The organism is Bradyrhizobium sp. USDA 4341, assembly GCF_054063755.1.
The window spans coordinates 28978-47885 of the sequence record NZ_JBSSGO010000001.1 but is presented as its reverse complement, the minus strand read 5'-3'; the positions used below and the strand labels follow the sequence as shown (position 1 = coordinate 47885).

Annotated in this window: 17 protein-coding genes; 11 read left to right on the top strand and 6 right to left on the bottom strand. The window is 61.0% G+C overall.

Features of this window, described 5'->3' with window-relative positions:
• Positions 1–14: 14 nt before the first annotated feature.
• Together ACVIGB_RS00270 and ACVIGB_RS00265 are read right to left on the bottom strand one after the other, a co-directional pair.
• Positions 15–641 (bottom strand): hypothetical protein, encoded by a 627-nt coding sequence (locus ACVIGB_RS00270; protein ID WP_456717652.1) that lies wholly within the window; start codon positions 639–641, stop codon positions 15–17.
• On the bottom strand, positions 638–1120 hold the full coding sequence (locus ACVIGB_RS00265; RefSeq protein ID WP_456717653.1) for a hypothetical protein: 483 nt from the start codon (positions 1118–1120) through the stop codon (positions 638–640). The genes ACVIGB_RS00270 and ACVIGB_RS00265 overlap by 4 nt, the downstream gene beginning before the upstream one ends.
• A 115-nt stretch (positions 1121–1235) precedes the next feature.
• Here ACVIGB_RS00265 and ACVIGB_RS00260 point away from each other — a divergent pair, with 115 nt between their 5' ends.
• Positions 1236–1460, top strand: coding sequence for a hypothetical protein (locus ACVIGB_RS00260; RefSeq protein WP_456717654.1), 225 nt, complete (start codon positions 1236–1238; stop codon positions 1458–1460).
• 127 nt (positions 1461–1587) lie between these two features.
• On the top strand, positions 1588–1887 hold the full coding sequence (locus tag ACVIGB_RS00255) for a DUF2312 domain-containing protein (RefSeq protein WP_456718248.1): 300 nt from the start codon (positions 1588–1590) through the stop codon (positions 1885–1887).
• A gap of 65 nt (positions 1888–1952) precedes the next feature.
• On the opposite strand, the gene ACVIGB_RS00250 is transcribed toward ACVIGB_RS00255, so the two are convergent.
• Entirely contained in the window at positions 1953–2483 is a 531-nt protein-coding gene (locus ACVIGB_RS00250; RefSeq protein ID WP_456717655.1) for a hypothetical protein, read from the bottom strand.
• 124 nt (positions 2484–2607) lie between these two features.
• Here ACVIGB_RS00250 and ACVIGB_RS00245 point away from each other — a divergent pair, with 124 nt between their 5' ends.
• From ACVIGB_RS00245 to ACVIGB_RS00220, 6 genes are all read left to right on the top strand, one after another.
• Positions 2608–3642, top strand: a complete 1035-nt coding sequence (locus tag ACVIGB_RS00245; protein WP_456717656.1) for a hypothetical protein — start codon at positions 2608–2610, stop codon at positions 3640–3642.
• Positions 3642–4544: a hypothetical protein gene (locus ACVIGB_RS00240; RefSeq protein ID WP_456717657.1), complete on the top strand. Its 903-nt coding sequence runs from the start codon at positions 3642–3644 to the stop codon at positions 4542–4544. Before ACVIGB_RS00245 ends, ACVIGB_RS00240 begins: the two co-directional genes overlap by 1 nt.
• Positions 4541–5368: a prepilin peptidase gene (locus tag ACVIGB_RS00235; RefSeq protein ID WP_456717658.1), complete on the top strand. Its 828-nt coding sequence runs from the start codon at positions 4541–4543 to the stop codon at positions 5366–5368. The genes ACVIGB_RS00240 and ACVIGB_RS00235 overlap by 4 nt, the downstream gene beginning before the upstream one ends.
• Before the next feature lie 134 nt (positions 5369–5502).
• Positions 5503–8013 (top strand): SF1B family DNA helicase RecD2, encoded by a 2511-nt coding sequence (gene recD2, locus ACVIGB_RS00230; RefSeq protein ID WP_456717659.1) that lies wholly within the window; start codon positions 5503–5505, stop codon positions 8011–8013.
• Positions 8014–8104: 91 nt separating this feature from the next.
• Positions 8105–11116 carry an ATP-binding protein gene (locus tag ACVIGB_RS00225; protein WP_456717660.1) on the top strand — a complete coding sequence of 1004 codons (3012 nt, stop codon included), beginning with the start codon at positions 8105–8107 and terminating at the stop codon, positions 11114–11116.
• Between the two features lie 6 nt (positions 11117–11122).
• The gene (locus tag ACVIGB_RS00220) at positions 11123–11782 is read left to right on the top strand and encodes a hypothetical protein (RefSeq protein ID WP_456717661.1); all 660 of its coding nucleotides are present in this window, start codon (positions 11123–11125) and stop codon (positions 11780–11782) included.
• A gap of 61 nt (positions 11783–11843) precedes the next feature.
• Here the strand turns inward: ACVIGB_RS00220 and ACVIGB_RS00215 are convergent, their stop codons facing one another.
• On the bottom strand, positions 11844–12050 hold the full coding sequence (locus ACVIGB_RS00215; RefSeq protein ID WP_456717662.1) for a cold-shock protein: 207 nt from the start codon (positions 12048–12050) through the stop codon (positions 11844–11846).
• 249 nt (positions 12051–12299) lie between these two features.
• Entirely contained in the window at positions 12300–12689 is a 390-nt protein-coding gene (locus tag ACVIGB_RS00210; protein ID WP_456718249.1) for an NUDIX hydrolase, read from the bottom strand.
• Between the two features lie 271 nt (positions 12690–12960).
• Between ACVIGB_RS00210 and ACVIGB_RS00205 the strand changes: the two genes are divergently transcribed.
• Positions 12961–15096: a PcfJ domain-containing protein gene (locus ACVIGB_RS00205; protein WP_456749062.1), complete on the top strand. Its 2136-nt coding sequence runs from the start codon at positions 12961–12963 to the stop codon at positions 15094–15096.
• 6 nt (positions 15097–15102) lie between these two features.
• Here ACVIGB_RS00205 and ACVIGB_RS00200 read toward each other — a convergent pair whose 3' ends face one another.
• Complete coding sequence (locus ACVIGB_RS00200; RefSeq protein WP_456717664.1) at positions 15103–16116, bottom strand: helix-turn-helix domain-containing protein; 1014 nt, start codon at positions 16114–16116, stop codon at positions 15103–15105.
• Positions 16117–16381: 265 nt separating this feature from the next.
• Here ACVIGB_RS00200 and thyA point away from each other — a divergent pair, with 265 nt between their 5' ends.
• Together thyA and ACVIGB_RS00190 are read left to right on the top strand one after the other, a co-directional pair.
• The gene (gene thyA / locus ACVIGB_RS00195) at positions 16382–17254 is read left to right on the top strand and encodes a thymidylate synthase (protein WP_456717665.1); all 873 of its coding nucleotides are present in this window, start codon (positions 16382–16384) and stop codon (positions 17252–17254) included.
• Positions 17255–17357: 103 nt separating this feature from the next.
• Positions 17358–18893 carry a ribonuclease J gene (locus ACVIGB_RS00190; protein WP_456717666.1) on the top strand — a complete coding sequence of 512 codons (1536 nt, stop codon included), beginning with the start codon at positions 17358–17360 and terminating at the stop codon, positions 18891–18893.
• Positions 18894–18908: the final 15 nt, after the last annotated feature.

Below are 18908 nucleotides of genomic sequence, written 5' to 3'. Positions count from 1 at the left end.
CCCATCTCCGGTCATCAGTGAAGCCCCCCATAGAGCTGCCCCATGGTTTGCGTCTGCTGCGGGACTAGATTGGCGCCGCTCTGCTGCGAGAACAGCGCCATCGGATTGAGACTGACGTTGTTGAAGTTGTTGTTGCCCTGCATGACGAGGCCATTGATGGTCCCGGTCATGATGCTTCCGATGTTGACCCCGGGGATGATCTGCCCTGCCCCTCCGCCGCCGAGCGAGCTGCCGCCATTGATGCCGCCGGCAAGGCCACCAAAGCTCTGATTGAGCAGGTTCTGGAACCCGCCGCCGGCCTGACCGATGTATTGCGACATCGCCTGGCAGGCGAAATTCTGGATCAGGCTGAGCAAGCTCGACATGCTGGGCGGCTGAAACAGAATGTCCATCGACTGATTGCCGAACGAGAACAGCTTCTCGAGGCAGGTCATGTCCTTGAACGACGAAGGCTTCTGCGAGAAGGATTGTCCCGCAAGAATCGAACGACCGCTGATGAAGTTCAGCCGGGACGTGTCCTGGGCGCTGGCGATCGAACTGTCACAGCCAACCTGCTGTGCAAGCGCGACCGCAGGGGCCACAGCCATCGCGAAAGCGATGGCTGCCCTCAAAAACACCGTGCGGAATGGCAACCTCATCACGACAGACCTCCCGAGAACCCACTCTTCATCACGGCCAATTGAGCCGACCTGGTTACGACCTCAAGCGCTGCAGGATCGAGCGCGTGGCGTGACATCCGCGGCGCAACGCAGTGCTCAACCAGTAGCGCCACATCCTCGTATAGGAGGCGAGCACTCACCGGTCGGGACGAACCATCGCCCTGGCCTCCCTCTTCATCGAAAATCGCTTCATAGGCGAGAATATGCGAAGGATCCGTAATCCGCTTGCTCAGCCAAGCCAGAAGTCGCACCCGACGTGCCCGCCCCATATCCGCAACCACTCGATCGTGCTGTCGAATGATCTCGGCTGCCTGCTCGATCGGCGCTGCAGTCAATCGATCGACCAGCGAACGAACGGCCTCTTCCGGACAAACCCCCAGATCGTCCGTAAGCACCGCGCTCACGTCCGGAGGAAGATTACGGAACCACCGGCGCATGGCCGGCGTGCCGAGATCTGGCATTTTCGACTTCCCCCTTGCAGGCTCAAGGATTAGATTGCTCTCCGAGAGCCGGAACGTGCCACGCGACCGTGCATGGCGCAAGCGAGCCGGCCCGGTTTGAACAGGAACAACACAGATGATCGGACTTGAGCACGCCATTATGACCCCAGCCTGCGGGACGTCGGTCTCGCCGCGCCGTCGCCCCCAGGCTCCCGAGCGCATCCATAGCGCGCTCGCCGACATGGAGCATTTGATGTCGGCATTCGAAGTCGGCGCGCCGGAAGCGCCGGCGCCGGGTCTCGAAAACAACCGGCCGTTCAGTAACGAACCGAGCTGGGCGCCGCCGGCCCCGCGCATGTAGGAGAAAAGGGGGAGGTCATCGGCCTCCCCCGCTTCTTTCCCACGTCATCCACATTAATCCTTGCTTCCACGATGCGATTGCTTGACCGCTTTCAAAAGCGCGTGTCACGTCGACTGGATCAAGAGATATCACACCATCACCATACGGGGGACGATCAGTGTCAGTAGCTGAAGTACAGGATGAGCCGGCGACCAGGTTCGCAAAGGATCAGCTCAAGTCGATCATCGAGCGCATCGAGCGCCTCGAAGAAGAGAAGAAGACAATTTCGGACGATATCAAAGACGTCTACGCCGAAGCTAAGGGCAACGGCTACGACGTGAAGGCGCTTAAGAAAATCATCTCATTGAGGAAGCAAGATCCTCAGGAGCGCCAGGAGCAAGAGACGATCCTCGAGACTTACATGCAGGCGCTCGGGATGCTTGTCTAGGGGACGATGGCTATCGACTACGATTATCTAAATGGCCGCCAATTGGCGGCCATTGTCATTTTCGGCTACCAGCGCCCGCGCATCAACAGCGGCAGGTCGAGCGGCGGAATACCTCCCGATTTCACCTCTGCCTTTCCATTGCTCACCTGGATCTCGCGCAAGCGCAGCGTGGCGGCCCTGGTTTCACCGAACACATCCATCTTGATGCCGGCAACCGGCAGCCACAACCGCATAGGCAGCTCATTCATGCTTTTTGCCCCCTTCATGCGGGCATCCTTGGTCGCCAGCGCGATCCAGTCCTTGCTCGCATGACCACGGAGTAAAGCCGCGGACGTCCATGGCACCGAACTGATCGCCGCAAAATCCGACGCAATGCAGCCGAGCACCACAACGCCTCCTTTTTCGGCGCCGACCGCGAATTGCTTCATAGCCTCGTCTTCAAGGAGCAGATCTTCGTTTTCCCGGCTCCGCTCCCGGCGCGCGCAGCCGTCGGCTTTGATGCTGCCGAACCACCGCATGAAAGGGTGGCTTTCTCCGGCTGGCGGCAATGGCTTGCGCCCCCTCACTCCCGGCGCTTCGGCGATTTGCTCTTCCATAATGTCCCCATTTGATCGGATTTTGTGGGGAAAGGATTCCCCGCGGAGCCAAAGTGAGGTTGCGCCGCAATCGGGCTCGCTGTCAAAGTCTCTCTCGAACGTCCACAGAAGGATTCGATAACCGATGGCCCGGATGGTACCGGCTCTGCCAAGGCAGAATTTGGGGGAGGCCGAACGCGCTCTCGTGCTCGCGATCGAAGACCAGCTCGAGGATCACTACGTGCTGTTCCAGCCGACCGCTGCCCGCGGCCCCGTCCTTGCGCACCCTGAAGAGGGTATCTTCGTCTTCGTCTGCGTCCCGGGCCTTTCGCCGGCCGGATCAGGCTGGAAGGACAAGGACGGCCGGGAGATCGAGCCGCAGATGCTTGCCGACGCCGCTGCAGCGGCGTTCGAGGAGCTGGCAGGTCCGGCTGCGGCCGGCTGCACGGGCATTGTGTTCGCGCCTGGCGTTCCGATGGCATTCGCCAAGCCGCCCCTGGTATCAGGAATGCGGCCGCTGCCCGTCAGCGAAAGCGTCCTCGTCGCCACCCGCGCACTGGCCACCACGTCTCCGCCAGGCATCCAGGGGATTGAAAGGCTGCTCCAGACGCTGGCGCCCGGGACCAGTCCCTACGTTCCCGATGAGATCACCGACTCGCAGCGCGCCTGGCGGGCCGAGCGTGCTGATATGGAGGATCGTGTAGCCGCCAAGGCCTTCGCTCGCCCCGCAGAAGAACCGGACCGGGCGTTCGTCAAGATGATCGACGCGATCGTCGCCGAAACGCTGCAGGGAAAGCAACCGTGGCTGCACGGGCTCATGGTCCGCGAAAGCGAGATCTCTTCTCCGAGGCATCTCCTTGGTTCGCTGATTGTCGCAGCCGCCGAGAACTGGGCGCCGATCGTCGCATCCCGCAAGGGGCGTGGCGGCTTTCATGTTCGGCTGCGGTCAGATCCGGGCTCGTTGCTCTACTACCGGGTGACGGAAATCGTTCCCTCGGCTCCCCTTTTACTTTTTCTGCCAATTGTGAATCTCTTGCGCCGGTCCTGCGACACCGAGCAGTGCGTGCTCGATGGAGTCGTGTCCACGTTCCGCAGTTGGCTCGTCAAGAACGGGCTCGAAGGTGTCGATGACGAGGACATCGAGGTCAGGATCGCCACGAGCGAAGAAGGATCGCGATGATGATAGATGCGCTGGCAAACCTTACGGCTGCCGTTGCGAAGGTGGACAAGGCCAAGACCGACGAGATCGAGCGCGACGAACAGGGCTTCGGGAAGCGCATTCGTATCCAGCAGTTCTTGAACCAGAATGGTCCGATCTTCCGGGTCTACGCCGCCGGGAAGCTCCCTGTCTCCGAGCTCGTCGAGGGCTCGGCGCTGCGCGACTACGCCGAGAAAGTCAGGCGACTTTCCATCGCGGTCGCCTGCGGAGTCCAGGGCACAACCCCGGACAATGTCGATCCGGTCATGGTGCGCAATGTTGCCCCTTCGATCGCCGATTTTGTCGCGGAGCGGATCCTCGCGGACATTCCGATCGATCTCATCCGCGATACGGCAACCATCCTCTCTGCCCTCGACGTTTCGGATTCACGGTTCGACGTCAACCCGTTCGAGGGTACGTACGTCGCTCGTGATGCAACTGTGAAGATGACCGTAGCCGGCGCAGTCGCAGGCCTCCTCGGTCAGCTAGCCTGGCACGACTTCCGCTCAAGCGACCTGCCCGCAACCCTCGCTCGCCTGAAGGACGCGCTGACCGGGCGGGTCGTATCGATCGTCACCCAGGTCGCTCCGGATGCCGACGAGCGAACCCGGATTGCACTGACGCAGTCCTTCCTAAAGCACTACGCGCCGGTCCTCGAAAATGCTCTTGCCCGGGTATCCGCAGAGACCCTGGCTGCTCTTCGTCCACTAAACGGAGCACAGCGCCTCACGTGGTATGCCGAGAACGACCCAGTCGGATCGGCCATCCAGCGCTTCAATGAGGTCGCCTCGGCGTTTGATGCGTCCGTAATGATCCGGGAGCTATTCGAAACCAATCCCGCGGCGTTTGCAGCCGCCGCCCAGCCCGCCCCCGAGACGCCGTGATCGAAACCATCATCTCAGGCCCGTCGTCAGTGCTGCTTGCCCTGGAGGGCATGCCGTCCTGGCTAGCAGTCACCTCCGCAGTCTTGTTTGGCGCAGTGATTGCAAGCCTTTGTGGCGTTGCCGCAGAACGCCTCCCCCACCAGCTCGGCATCGCTGAAGAACCGGAGCCAGGGCTTTCCATCGCCTACCCGCCATCGCGATGCGACGCATGCCGCCGGCCGCTAGACACGCTCAGTATCGTTCCGGTGATCGGATTTCTGGTCCGTCGAGGCCGCTGTCCGTGCGCTTCGGTTCGCGTATCCCCCGTCTACCCGTTAATCGAGGGTGTCACGGCAGCGATCTCCGGCCTGATCGCATGGAAGTTTGGTCTCGGTCCTGTCGGACTGTCGCTCCTCGTTCTGACCTGGGCCGGCCTTGCCCTCGCCTGGACGGATTACCTTCACCAGGTATTGCCGGAGGTGATCACAATTCCGCTGACCTGGGCGGGCTTGTTGCTCTCGCCCTTCGAGGCAGATCCCTATGCGCGAATCGTCGGCGCATTCACCGGCTTCATCGTTATGTGGTTCGCGTTCAAGGCCGCCTCGCTCGCACGTGGAGAGCGCCTGTTCTCGGGCGGCGATCTGGCGCTCGCGGCTGCCGGCGGAGCCTGGGTCGGCATCCAGCATCTTCCGCTCTTCATTGGCGCGGCGAGCATCATCTTCATTCTTGAGGCAGCACCGCTGCGCCGGAAGGGCGTCGTCATGGTGCCATTCGGTCCGGCGATTGCTGCAGCGTTGCTCGTCGCAGCCTGTTGGGCCGGCTTGGGCCTCAACCCCATCGGCTGACAGCCCTGCAACTCGACCCAATCCATACGCGAGGATCATTCTGCAAGACTTTGCCAACGAAGCTCTTCCGGCTTGCTGGACGAGCGGGCAAATATTCACCCGAAGAGGGTTAATTCCAGAAAGTCTAGAGCAGGATGGAAGTCCAGACTGGGATCGTATCTCGCGTGGTCTGGCGATCTGAGGATTCAGATCGCAAGATCCTGCTCGTCCGTTACGAAAGCCCGACCGGACTGGTCGATGGACGGATGGCGGTTGATGCACGCGACGTCAGCGAAGGCGACTGGTTCTCCGCCCACGGTCTTTGGCGCGTCGAGAACTACCGCGGTCAGCAAGCTCACATCTTCCAGGCCAAGAGCTTCCGGCCGGAATTGCCATCGTCTGAAGAGGGCGCGCGAGCGTTCCTCGGCAAGATCTTTGATGGCGCCCGGCATGGCGTGGATTTCACCCGTATCGCCGGCTTTGTCCGCAAGCATGGACCACAATGCTGCCGGAAGGCCGAGCAGGACGCCGAGATTCTGCTCGAGCTGACCTCCGATCCGACCCGCTATCGCAACCGGATGCTGACAGACTGGAACCGTCGCATCTCCAATCGTCGCGCGGTTGTCCTGATGGAAGGCGCGGGCGTTGGGCGCCATGCCATTGGCCGAATCCTTGATGCCTTCCGCGACACCACCTGGGAGGTCCTGCGCGCGAATCCTTACCGGGTTTCGCGCGTGCCGGCCGTCGGCTTCGACAATGCCGACAAGATCGGGGCGGTTATGAATATTCCCAAGGATGACCGGCGCAGGCTGGATGCGGCCTTCACCAGCCTCCTTGACGAATCTCGCTTCCGCGGATCGACCGCCCTGTCGGCGTCAGATCTCATCCGCATGGCTGAGGTCAAGTTCAAATTTCCGCAGGAACTGTCGACTGCATGGATCAAACATGTCGCGACCGACGCGAACGGGTCGGTCGTGGTCGACCGATCGACCGGTGGCTTCGTGGCTCAGCTGCCCGAACTTTTCCGCGCCGAAGCATATATCGCGCGCGCCGCACTGCGGATGATGTCTCAGGGACGGCGAAACGACCGGCGCCGGATCGAGGACGCCGTCAGCGACGTGATGCGAAAGCCGGAATTCGCGCGCTTTGATCAAATTCAGGTTGAAGCGATCGCGTCATCGGTCTCCGAACCGATCTCGATACTGACCGGCGGTCCCGGCACCGGAAAAACCACCGTGACCAGGGCAATCGCAGACGTTGCCGCGGCGATTGGCGAGGGACCGATTATCCTCGCAGCCCCGACCGGCAAGGCCGCAAAACGCATGCAGGAGGCGACTGGCCGCGAGGCAACGACCATCCACCGTATGTTGCTCGCCCAGGAGGACCGCCGTACCGGCGGCTCGGTGTTCCGCGTCAACCGGGAGAACCCGTTGCCGCGCGGTTGCTTTGTCGTGGTCGACGAGGCTTCGATGCTGGACGTCGAGACCATGGCGGCCATCTTCGACGCTCTTCCCGACGATGGTCGGCTTCTGCTGGTCGGCGACCGCAACCAGTTGCCATCGGTCGGCGCCGGCAATGTCCTTGCCGATCTGCTCCAGGCGAGCAAAGGCGACCACGCGGTCGTTCCGGCCGTCGAGCTGATCAACGTCTACCGGCAGAAGGGCAATTCGGCGATCGCCACCGGTGCTGCCAAGATCCGGGACGGCCAGGTGCCTTCGATGGACAATGTCGTGCGCGGCGGCCTGACCATGCTGGAAAACGAAGGCGCCAGGATCGTCGACCGCATTTCGCATTTGATGCGTGTCGGCGGATTCGTCCGTGACAAGCTGGGGCTGGATCCACGGAAGGACGTTGCGATCCTTTGTCCCCAGGCTCCGGGAACTGCCGGCACCTGGGAAATCAACCGAAGGCTGAGCGCCGAACTCAATCCGGAAGGGCGTGAAATCGATGGGGTTCAGCATGGGCCTGACGATGACCGACGCATGCCGCTACCGCGTATCGGCGACCGGATCATGATGACGGAAAATGACGATGAAAACGACATCATGAACGGCGATGTCGGCACGATTGTCGACGCCGTCGAAAAGGAGCTGGCCGGCCGGAAGCAACGCGTGCTGCGGATCGCCTTCGACTGTCATGCGGCAGACAGTCGCATCACGGAATATCCAGTCTCTCGTTGGCGGAGCCTGATCCTGGCCTATGCCTGCACCGTGCACAAAGCTCAGGGTTCTCAATGGCCCTGCGTGATCCTGCCGATGACCATGGCGCACGTGAACATGCTCGACCGTACCTTGCTCTATACCGGCTGGACCCGGGCCGAGGACGTTCTGATGGTCATCGGAGAGCGGGAAGCCGTCGAATACGCCGCCGAAACAGTCAAGGCGGTCGATCGCGGCACCCGCCTGAAGGAATTCGTCGAACGCCTTGCGCTCGAGACTGAACTGAAGCCAACCGGCCGTCCCAGGCCGGCGCCGGCGCCTTCATCCGCGCGCCCTGCCGTCCGGCCGTCTCCGCCGCTGGTTCCGCAACCCCCAAGGGCGGCTCCGGTACATGCTCCAGCGCCGGCCCAAGCCTCTGCCGGGACCGCCGTGCCGCCGCGGCCGCCGTTGCGCCGGCCTCCAGGATTGCCGTCGCTCCAGCGCGCTGTTGCGACCCCGGTGCGATAGGATTGGAAATCCGCTAACGAATCCTTGAAGACCGATCCACGATGGGGGATGGTCCATCCCTGATGGGGCGGCTATTGGGGCATATGATTCAATGGGTTTGACGACGTTCATGAGCACCGCGGCGAGCGCGATCGCCGAGGTCACCAAGAAACCGATGAGCTCGTTCTCCTTTCTCGAGAGTGGCGTTTCCGGCGAAAACGTCCTGGTTGGCAAGGACGGGTCGCTGGCGACAGTCATTCGGGTCGACGGCACCAGAATGATTCTCGGCCCCGAAGAGATGGAATCGCTGGTCCATGCGATGACACTCAAGATGAGCGCCTATCTCGGCCGGCCAGGCCACGCGATCCAGGTCTGGTTTGCCCGCGACCCGGATTATTCACCGACGCTCGTCAAGAACTTGATGCAGACCCCGCGCAAGATCGGCAGCCGTCTCAATCTCGACCTGGACGACCTGTTCTCAGAACGTGAGCGTTATCTGCCCCAGTGGATCACCTGGGAAGGCTTTTACATGGTGCTCTGGACGCGCCTGTCGATTCTGACTAAGCGCGAAATGAAGAGCGCCAAGATCGAAAGTCAGGCTCCCAAGGGCTGGCCGATCATGGCCAATGCCCAGAACATCCATCGGACAATCCAGGCCCTGCGCGACCGCCACCGCTCCTTCTCTGTCGCGCTGCTCTCCGACTTGCGTGACGTCGGCTTGCGCGCAGAGGCGCTTGAGGTCCACAAGGCGCTCAGCGCCATCCGAGGCTCTGTCTATCCGGACCAGTTGGGCGCTGATTGGCGCCCGTACATGGTGGGGGACAAGATCCCTATCCGCCGGCCCGAAGTCGGGGATCGGGATGCAAGCCACGTTTTCTGGCCGCGGCTGGACGACCAGATCTTCGACCGTGAGTCCGAACGGATCAACCCTCGGATCGTGAGGATAGGCAACCGGCTGTTTGGCGGCGTCGACATGCAGATCGGACCGCAGGAAATCACTCCGTTCTCGCGCCTGTTGCGCAAGATGATCGACGACGATGAGTTCCCGTGGCGAGTGTCGTTCCTGCTTGAAAGCGAGGGCATGTCGTTCCTGGCGGTGAAAAAGTTCATCGCGGCGATCTTCACGCTGACCAATTCAGACAACCGTCAGATCCGCGAAGCGATCAAGATGCTCGAGCAGCGCAGGGCCGAGCAAGGCGACGTCATCATCCGTTTCCGCACCTCTTTCGCGACCTGGGGGCCGGCCGACCAGCTGCGCCTGATCGAAGAGCGCGTCAGCCGCCTGCAGCGTGCGGTGGAGAGCTGGGGATATTGTTCGGCGACACCGCTTGCAGGCGATCCGCTTGCCGGCGCCTTCTCGAGCGCCCTCGGTCTGGACGCGGCCTCGACCGCGCCCGCCGGAATTCCGCCGCTACAGGACTCGATCCTGATGCTTCCCTGGAACCGGGATGCATCTCCATGGGAAACCGGCGCCGTGCTGTTCCGCACCCCGGACGGACGTCCATGGCCTTACCAGCCCGGCTCATCGCAGCAAGACACGTTCATCGACTTGGTCTTTGCGCCGCCCGGCAAGGGTAAATCGGTATGGATGAACACCACAAACCTCGCGATGTGTCTCTCGCCGATTGCGACCACCGGCACCGGCGGCGTGAAGCTGCCGCGGATTGCGATCCTGGACATCGGCCCGTCATCGTCGGGCCTGATCTCCCTCCTCAAGGAAGCTTTGCCGCCGGATCGCCGCTCGGAGGTCGCCTATCATCGACTCCAGATGAAGCGCGAATTCGCCATCAACCCGTTTGATACCCAGCTCGGTTGCCGGCGGCCGTTCCCGCTCGAGCGCGCCTTCCTGGTCAACTTCCTGTCCGTGCTTGGCACGCCGGTGGGCGAAACTGCTCCGCCGGAGGGTCTCAGCGACGTCGCCGGCGCGGCCGTCGATACCCTCTACGAGATCTTCGACGATCGTTTCAGCAAGGGACAACCGAAGCAGTATGTGCCGGAGGTGGATCGTCACGTCGATCGCGCCATCGAGAAGTACAACATCCGCATCACCGAGCGGATGACCTGGTGGAGCGTCGTCGACCGGCTGTTCGAGAAGGGAGACCCCCAGGCCATCCATGCCGCCGTTCTGGCCCAGCGCCACGCTGTGCCGAAACTCGAGGACGTGCTCACTGCAATCCGCGAAAAGCACATCGAGGACGTCCAGGGCACCGCCAAGGTCCAGACCGGCGAGCGCGTCATTGACGTGTTCGCGCGCATGATTTCGACGGCCATCCGCGAATACCCGGTGCTGACCGACCCTACGCGGTTCGATATCGGCAACGCTCGCATCGTCTCGCTCGACCTCGACGAAGTGGCGCCGCGCGGCGGCGGTCCGGCCGACAAGACCACTGCGCTCATGTACATGCTGGCCCGCTACGTCCTGGCCAAGGATTTCTACCTGAACGAGGAAGTCCTCGATTACATCCCTGAGGACTACCGCAAACATCACCGGCCGCGTATCCGACGTATCCGTGAAACGCCCAAGCGTCTCGTCTACGACGAATTCCACCGGACGTCGGCCTCCCGGATGGTCCGCGAGCAGGTCCTTGTCGACATGCGCGAAGGCCGCAAATGGGGCGTGCACATCGTGCTCGCCAGCCAATTGCTCGTCGACTTCAACAAGGACATGGTCGACATGGCCAGCGGCATCTGGATCATGGGCGTCGGCAACGATCGCGTCGCTGACGAGGCGGCCGAAACCTTCGGTTTGTCGAAGACCGCAACCCACATCGTCAAACGTGAACTGCGCGGCCCCGGCCCGAAGGGAGCTCCCTTCCTGACGGTTCTCGGGCTCAAGGACGGCAAGCACGAGCACCTGCTCTACAACACGCTGTCGCCGATCGAGGCCTGGGCGTTTTCGACCACTGCCGAGGACGCTCAGTTGCGCAACCGCCTGTACGACCATATGGGCGCCGTGCAGGCGCGCCGGCGGCTCGGACGGCGCTATCCGAGAGGATCGGCGAAATCCGACATCGAACGCCGTGTCACGATCGAAATCGAGCGCGGCAGCATGAACGAAGAAAAAGCCCAGGACGGCGTGATCCAGCAGATCGTTAACGAGATCATTGCCATGCCCATGGAGTGAGCGGCCATGTCCAATCGAAATAAGCGACCCCAAACCTCGCTGCCCCACGATTTCTTCACCCACCGGGACGCCTGGCGGAGTGCGATCGTAGCCATGCGCGATGCCGCCCCGTCTCGTACCGAGGACATGGACGAGCGCGCCTATTGGGATCACGAACTGAGGGCGTTCGACCGGGCCTATGCCGACCTTGCTGCCGCGCGCAAAAAGAGCGCTGCTGAGAGCCATCCGCCGCAGGATCTCCAACAGCGGCTTGAGGCAGCATTTCTCAAGGCTGGAGGAATTCCCGGCCTTGCAGGCTCCGGCGGTGGTGCTTCCAAAGTCATCGAGATCGCCCTGCGAGAATTCTCAGCCTATATGGCCGGTTCCAGCCGACAACCGACGGCGTGGCTGTGCCTCAACGGCCAGCACGATGTGACAACGGACCCCAAAGAGGTCGACCAGATGATTGAAGCCGGCTCGGCTGTGCTTCCACTCTTCGGCTCGCCGGAAACCCCAAGCCTCGTGCCCGAAGCACTGGAGAACTCGAACTCGCTACTGGCAGCCATGTTGCTCGAGAAGCGGGCGGATCATGAAATCGAGGACCAGATCGCCGAAAACAGGAAGGCCCTGACCACACTCAGGACACCGACCGAGCCAGCCGAGACGCCCGAAGGTCTCGCACCGTGATCATCTGAAAAAACGTGGGTAGGGTGGACCGGCCCGGCGCTCGGTGCGCCGGCCCGGATTATCAGACCCGCAGGTTGTCGGCCGACACCTTGCCGCGGTGCTCGACGAGCTCATAGGAAATCCGCTGCCCTTCATTGAGGGTCTTGAACCCGGCGCGTTCGACCGCCGAAATGTGCACGAATACATCCTTGCCGCTCTTGTCGCCATCGGGCTGAATGAATCCGAAACCCTTGACCGGGTTGAACCACTTGACCGTGCCTAAAGCCACTTTCTGCTCCGTAAGATATTGCGTTCTCCCACCCCGACTCCGGTAGTGGAGCCCGGTCAGTTCAACCGGACGCCGCAACAAAACCTCAGAAATAGCGTTCTGACAAGTCAAGACGGAGCTTGTGGGTTAACGGAAAATGGACATTCCGAGGTCCGCACCACTAGATTCGGTATTCAGCTTTCAAGGACTCGATTGAGGACCAGCTGGTTCGCTCCGATCGGCCAGCCTCCAACGATGGGTGAGGGGCTATCACCGCCGGCGGCGCTTCGGGAACAGTTCGTCCCGGACGCTGCGAGAGGTCGCAGTCAGCCGCACCCCATAGGGTTTGCGCCAGGTTGCCCGATCGATCTCCTCGGGGGCTCCGATCTTGAGCTTCCCTCGGGCCTTGTCGGCAATGAAGATCGCGTCGCTCATCCGCCGGCCGGAGCGCCGGTTCTTCCCTTTGAGCTCCTTCCACAGGCGAACCCGGCCGACCTTCAGCTTCGGAAGTTCCTCGCTGATCTCGCGGCGCAGGCAGTCCTTCTCGGTTTCCTTCGGCCGCCGCCGTCCGCCTGGGAACATCCACATGCCATCGCAACGCCGCCGCACCAACAGCACGCGCCCTCTTCGCACTGCCACAAGTTTGGATGATTTCGTCATTTCGAGCCGTGCCATTCAAGGATTCGTCTAGCGCGACCTTAAGGTTCGCGCACACCGCATCAACTGGCTTTGCCAAGCAGGGTTAAAGATATCCAATCCTTTTGCACAGGGCTGTGCATGCAACGCGTTTCTGCCTCCACACGCTGTTGCTATCGTCAGACCCATGCATGCTCCAGTCGCGAAACCGCCCGCGCCGGCCAAGCGCCCGCGTCGCTCTGTCTTTGAAGCGAAGCTCAGCGCTTCACCGTCGAAGCTCCTGCGGATCCAAGGATTGACCGAGGCAATCGCAGAACTAACGGGCGGTCCCGAGCCTGGCGGCCACATCCCACTGCGGGATGCCTGCCACCGGATAGCTGCGGCATACGACTGTCCGGCCGGCCCCGTGCTGCTCGAGGCCATTCGACAACGCCACCGCATCGTCGCCCACAGGATCTGCGACCGTGAATCGGCAATCCGGATCGCCCATGGGGTAGCGGCCCGCCGCACGATGGCCGGGCTCGTACGGAAGGGACTGGGAAAGGCTGCCAAACGGGCGGGACTTCGCGATGCCCGACCGAGGCCATGGCACCGCGACCCAGCTATTGCGGCCAAACTTGAGGCCCTCGTCGATCGCTTCTTCGACACCTTCAGACCGTTCGTGGTCGACAGCGAAAATGACGTCATCTGGCGCTACGCACTCGTCATTCCGCATCCGCCCAATATGTTCGAAGGCTCCTACGGCGCGGACGTTCTCGCTGTCAGCGGCGCCGACACGCCTGTCCTCGATTGCGTTCACATCGATCGGGATTGCCGCCCCTTCGACCTAGATGAGGGTCGGATTGCCCGCATAAGGACCGCGATCACGCAAGCCATCGCGGGACCCCAACGCCTCAAGCCCGAGCAGATTTGGAGGGCCGCAGACGGTCACGGAAGCCTTTCAGCCGTCAAGGAGATCGCGCCCTTGCAATCCTGGCCGCGCTCGGCGGAATACGGCTTCTGGCGCCGAATCCAATATTGCTGGGACCGTACCCAGGCAAATGGTCTGGCTCATTTTCGCCGCCGGCTGCCGCAAGAGATCCAGGACCATGCCGCCATGGCTGGACGCAAGTTTGCCGACCCTCAGACGACAGCGGAATTCTTCGCTGGTCGGCCCGGATGGTCGCTCGAGGATTACAAGCGCGCCAATCAGGCCCTTCGAGCGGTTCCTATCCTTCGTGCGGCAATCCTGGAACCGGAGGTCTCGCAGATCATTCTCACCGGCCAGCCAATCGAGCGGGCGATCCGCGCGATTGTGAATGCTGAGCGCCCCGCTGACGAGATGCGAACGCCGCTGCACGCAAAGACCGTCCAATCGCTTAGCAAGAGCTATCGCCTCACCGTGGTCGGCGCTCCTGCACTCGCATCCAACTTTGGAGATGTCGTTCCGGTTGTGGATGCGATCTTCAAGGCTAATCCACACCATGTGGTGCTGGACGGCACAGAACTGAGTGAGATACGCGCTCTCGTGAAGTTCGATAGGAGTTCGATTGACCTGAGGATGCGAGTCGCACTTGCGCACCGTAACGCCAAGGGGCGTATCCGTGATTGCCCTAATCTGCTCGACACCTATTCCTGGATCTATCAGCGCGCGGCCCTCGTCATCACGGGGACCGACAGTCCATCGGGAGACCAGCACGGTCGGATCGTTCGGGCCGCCTATGACATCCTCTTCCCCGAAGGGCGAACCCTGGCAGGCCTGACCGCGCTAAATCGTACCTGGCACGAGGAACAGCGACACCTTGATGAGACGTTTCAACGATTGAAATTGTCGTTGCTGACGTCGCGCATCGAGATTCTGAAGCAGAGCTCCGGACTCTATCCGCACTTCATGACGTCGGAAACGGAAATCGCCGGCGTCAAGATGCGTCCCCTCGTCGACGAGTCCGACATCATCCAGGAAGGAAAAGACCTCGAGCACTGCGTCGGCAGATACACCGGCTTTGCCGCGGCCGGCAGATCCATGCTGGTGTCCCAGATCTCCAAGGAAGGACGGTCCACGGTCGAGGTCTACCTGGAAAGCGAAAACGTGAACGGCATCATGCGGCGGAAGCTCTCTGTCTCCCAAAATCAGGCGCGCAACAACACCGAACCGCCACCCACGCACCACTCCGCGATGGCCAAGCTTCTGAAGTCGTTCACCCGGGAATTCTTGCTGGAGCTCGACCAGCGCATCCAAGCTGCCTCGCTCGTCGCCGACCGTCACCGCGGAGATGTTTACAACGCACTGCCAAAGGAAGATATCGAACTGCTGCAGGATCACGCTTTCGCGGACATAAAGCGGTATCTGCCGAACCGGACCAAACGGCTCTCAAGACAGGCCTGGCAAGCCCTCTATCCATTCCAGGCATCAGATCGTTGTGAGCCTGAAGAACTCCCGGTCCCGTTCTGAGTACAATCATCCGCATCGAGGAGTCCGACCCTGGTCGCCATCTTCATCGACATTCTTGGCGTCAGAGCCGCCAGTTATCCGCGTCCCATACGTGAGCGCTGCGATCTCGGACCAGTCCATACCGATCTTCTCCATGATTTCGGGAAGCGCTCGCCTGATAAAGCGCACCCCCATGAGCAGCTCGTTCATGTAGATGTCAGGATGAACCCGATGATCGTTGAAACCATGAACCTCAGCATCCGCTGCTCGACCGAGCGCATCATGCCCCTCATCGACCATATCCATCAGCTCGGCCCGGAGGGGCACCCCCATTCTAACGATGTCCCCCTTGAGCTCGGTTAACCAGCTTATGTAGCCAGAGCGGACGTCCTTGCCGAACTGAAGAAGTGCGGGAGCAAATTTCTCGTCGATGTCTTGGACTTTCGAAGCCGCGAGCCGGAGTAAGTTCGGCTCAATATTTATGGCACTCGTTTGAAACAAATAGGCGTTTCGGTCATCATCGCCGAAGATCAGCTCATAGACGTACGCTTGATAAAAGCCATAGACATCTGTGAACGACCTGTAGATCTCGAGAATGAGTGGAGCATATCCATCGATTTTCCCATTCTTGTTCCTGCGATCAGGGTCTTTTGCATCACTCTCCGAAAACGTCTTCGGCGGCGCGACTCCCATTTCATTCAGCACAGAGACCGTAAACAGGCTCAGCCAATCAAGGTCGTCGAAAGCCTCGGTTCGATAGCCCGTTGTAGAATCGTCATCGGCAAGCTTTGCAAGATCACGAAACACCGCCATCCAATGGTTAGCGCTGTCGACCGAGCCCGCCCAGAGGATTACGCTGGGGTCAAGTTGGCCGATCTTGATGAGCTTTCTGATGCGATCGCTCATCTCATTCGACATATGCTCGTCGTTCTTCCACTTCGTGATTTGAGGTGCAGATACCTTTAGCCGAAAGGCCAACTCCTTCTGTGTGCAACCGAGCATGGTGAGAGCCAACTCGATCAGATCAGCTGAACCGGACATTGCACCCACCCATTTAGTAAATTCTGCTGTCGATTTAGGTAACTCTAGCCGGACCTTTGCTGAGTTTCAAGTCCGGCGTCTGTGCACGGCAGGACCGGGGCCGGCTCCGTGCATTTCCGCCATTCCCCGCGATCTGTGGCAATTGGGGAAAGCTCTGTCGGAATGCTTGTGGCTCGCCGCCACCATCGTCATGGTCCTCAAGCCACGATCAAGGATTCAATAACTGGATGGCAATCCCAACCGTCCCGGCTTCGCAGGTCGCCAAATGAAGCAATACCAGGATCTTCTTTCGCGCATTCTCAATGAAGGCGTCAAAAAAGACGATCGAACCGGTACCGGAACGGTCTCCATTTTCGGCCATCAAATGCGCTTTGACCTGGCACAAGGATTCCCGCTCCTGACCACAAAGCGCCTGCCGCTCAAGGCCATCGTGCATGAGCTATTGTGGTTTCTAAGGGGCGACACCAACATCAAGTACCTGCAGGATCACGGCGTCACGATCTGGGACGAATGGGCGAACGAAAAGGGCGATCTGGGACCGGTCTACGGTCATCAGTGGCGATCCTGGCCCGGCCTGCTGGAGCTCGGTAGTCCCGCCCCTCCGCCCGCCGGCGCCATCCATTTGGCGAACTACCATGGCGAACAATACTACGCTTTCAACAAGCCGATCGATCAGATCTCGAACGTCATCGAGGCGATCAAGAACAATCCGAATTCCCGACGTCTCATCGTCAGCGCCTGGAACCCAGCGGATATCGACAGGATGGCCTTGGCGCCGTGCCACTGCTTGTTTCAGTTCTACGTCGCAGATGGAGCACTATCGTGCTTGCTATTCCAGAGATCGTGCGACGTTTTTTTGGGGCTGCCCTTCAACCAAAGTTCGTATGCCCTACTCACGATGATGGTTGCCCAAGTCACGGGCCTGCGGCCCGGTGAGTTCATCCACTCGATCGGCGACGCTCATCTTTATATCAACCATCTCGATCAGGCTCGCCTGCAGCTCACGCGCGAACCGCGACCGCTCCCGACAATAAAGCTCAACCCCGACGTAACGGACATCTTCGCGTTCCGCTACGAGGACTTCACTCTCGAGGGGTACAACCCTCACCCTCATATTTCTGCGCCGGTCGCAGTGTAGATATCTTGGATCACTTGAACAACATGACCTCACGACCCGTCCGCACCCGGCTATCTAATCCTTGCTTGACTCTTGCCGCCTCGCATTGTTCCGATAGCGTCCAATGAACATTGAACAGAAGGGACGTCCCGTCCTCGGCCTCCGGACCGTTAATCCGGCTTCCCTCAATCTTGACCCCTCCCGCCCGCGGCTTCCCGTGCCAGGGCCCGACGAGATCGTCATTTGCCCACTCGGAGGCGTCGGCCGCATCGGCATGAACTGGACGCTCTGTGGCCACGCCGGATCCTGGGTCTTGGTGGACATGGGCTTCGCCATGATCAAGGACGTGCCGGGGGTCGAGTTTATCAATCCTTCAATTGAGATGCTGAAACCCATTATCCCGAATTTGAAGGCCCTTTTGGTCACGCATGCACACGAAGATCATATCGGTGCGATTGTACCGATATTCGGGCAGCTCGGCCGGCGGTTGCCGATCCACGCGACGCCCTTCGCATCCGAAATCATAAAAGGACGAATGAACGAGGCCGGGCTGCGTCACATCATCAACACCTTCCGCCCGGGTGAGGGCTTCCAGGTCGGCCCGTTCAAGATCGTCTCCATTCCCGTCGCCCATTCCGTTCCTGAAGCCGTCGCCTTTGCCATCGGCACGCGCGCCGGCATCGTACTCCACACTGGCGACTGGAAAATCGATCCCGATCCGGTCATCGGTCATCGAACCAGTTTGCGGGCCTTCGAGAAGCTTGGTGAACGCGGCGTGCTCGCATTGCTTGCTGATTCCACCAACGCCGAGCGATCGGCCGTCATCCCGTCGGAAAAACAGGTGGCGCGCAATCTTCAGCGGGTGTTCCACCGAAAGCGCGGCTTGATCGTGGCCTCTTGCTTTGCCACCAACGTGGATCGCGTCGCAGGCATGATCCGCGCGGCCAGGGCGTCGGGCCGCGTTGTCGCCCTGGCCGGACGTTCAATGCTGAAGAACGAGGAGGCAGCCCGGAAGATTGGGCTCCTGGGGCCAGATCTGAAGATCCTGTCAGACCCCCGGCATCTTGCCGGCTTCGATCGACACCGGATGACACTGATCTGCACGGGGACCCAGGCCGAGCCGAACTCGGCTCTCGATCGCATGTCCGCCGGTGGCGCTCGCCACCTGCCGAAAATCCAACCAGGAGACACGATCATTCACTCGGCTCGTACCATCCCCGGCCGCGAGCTGGAAGTTCGTGAAATGATGACCGCGCTCGAGAACAAGGGCGCCGAGATCCTCATGGCGGCCGACGAGGAAGGCAATCCCCTGCACGCTTCCGGTCACGCCATCCGAAGCGACATCGAGATGCTTCATCGCCTGGTCAAGCCGCGGTTTGTGATCCCGGTCCATGGCGAGCCGGACCATCTCAAGGCTCACGCTGAGATCGCTCTTTCAGCCGGGGCGGCCGAGGCACCAATCCTTCGTGAGGGCGAGATGATCTCCGTGAGCCGCGACGGCGCCAAGCGCCTAGGGTGCCTCCCCGTCGAGCTGATTGGCGGTCGAAGGACCCAGAGCAATCGCTACGATCTCTTTCCGGTCAACGAAGACGACCTGGTGCCAGTCGTCGACCGTACGCGCCGGGCCGGTTACGAACGTAGCCGGCTGGTCGCCGTGTAACCGCCGGCGGCGGCC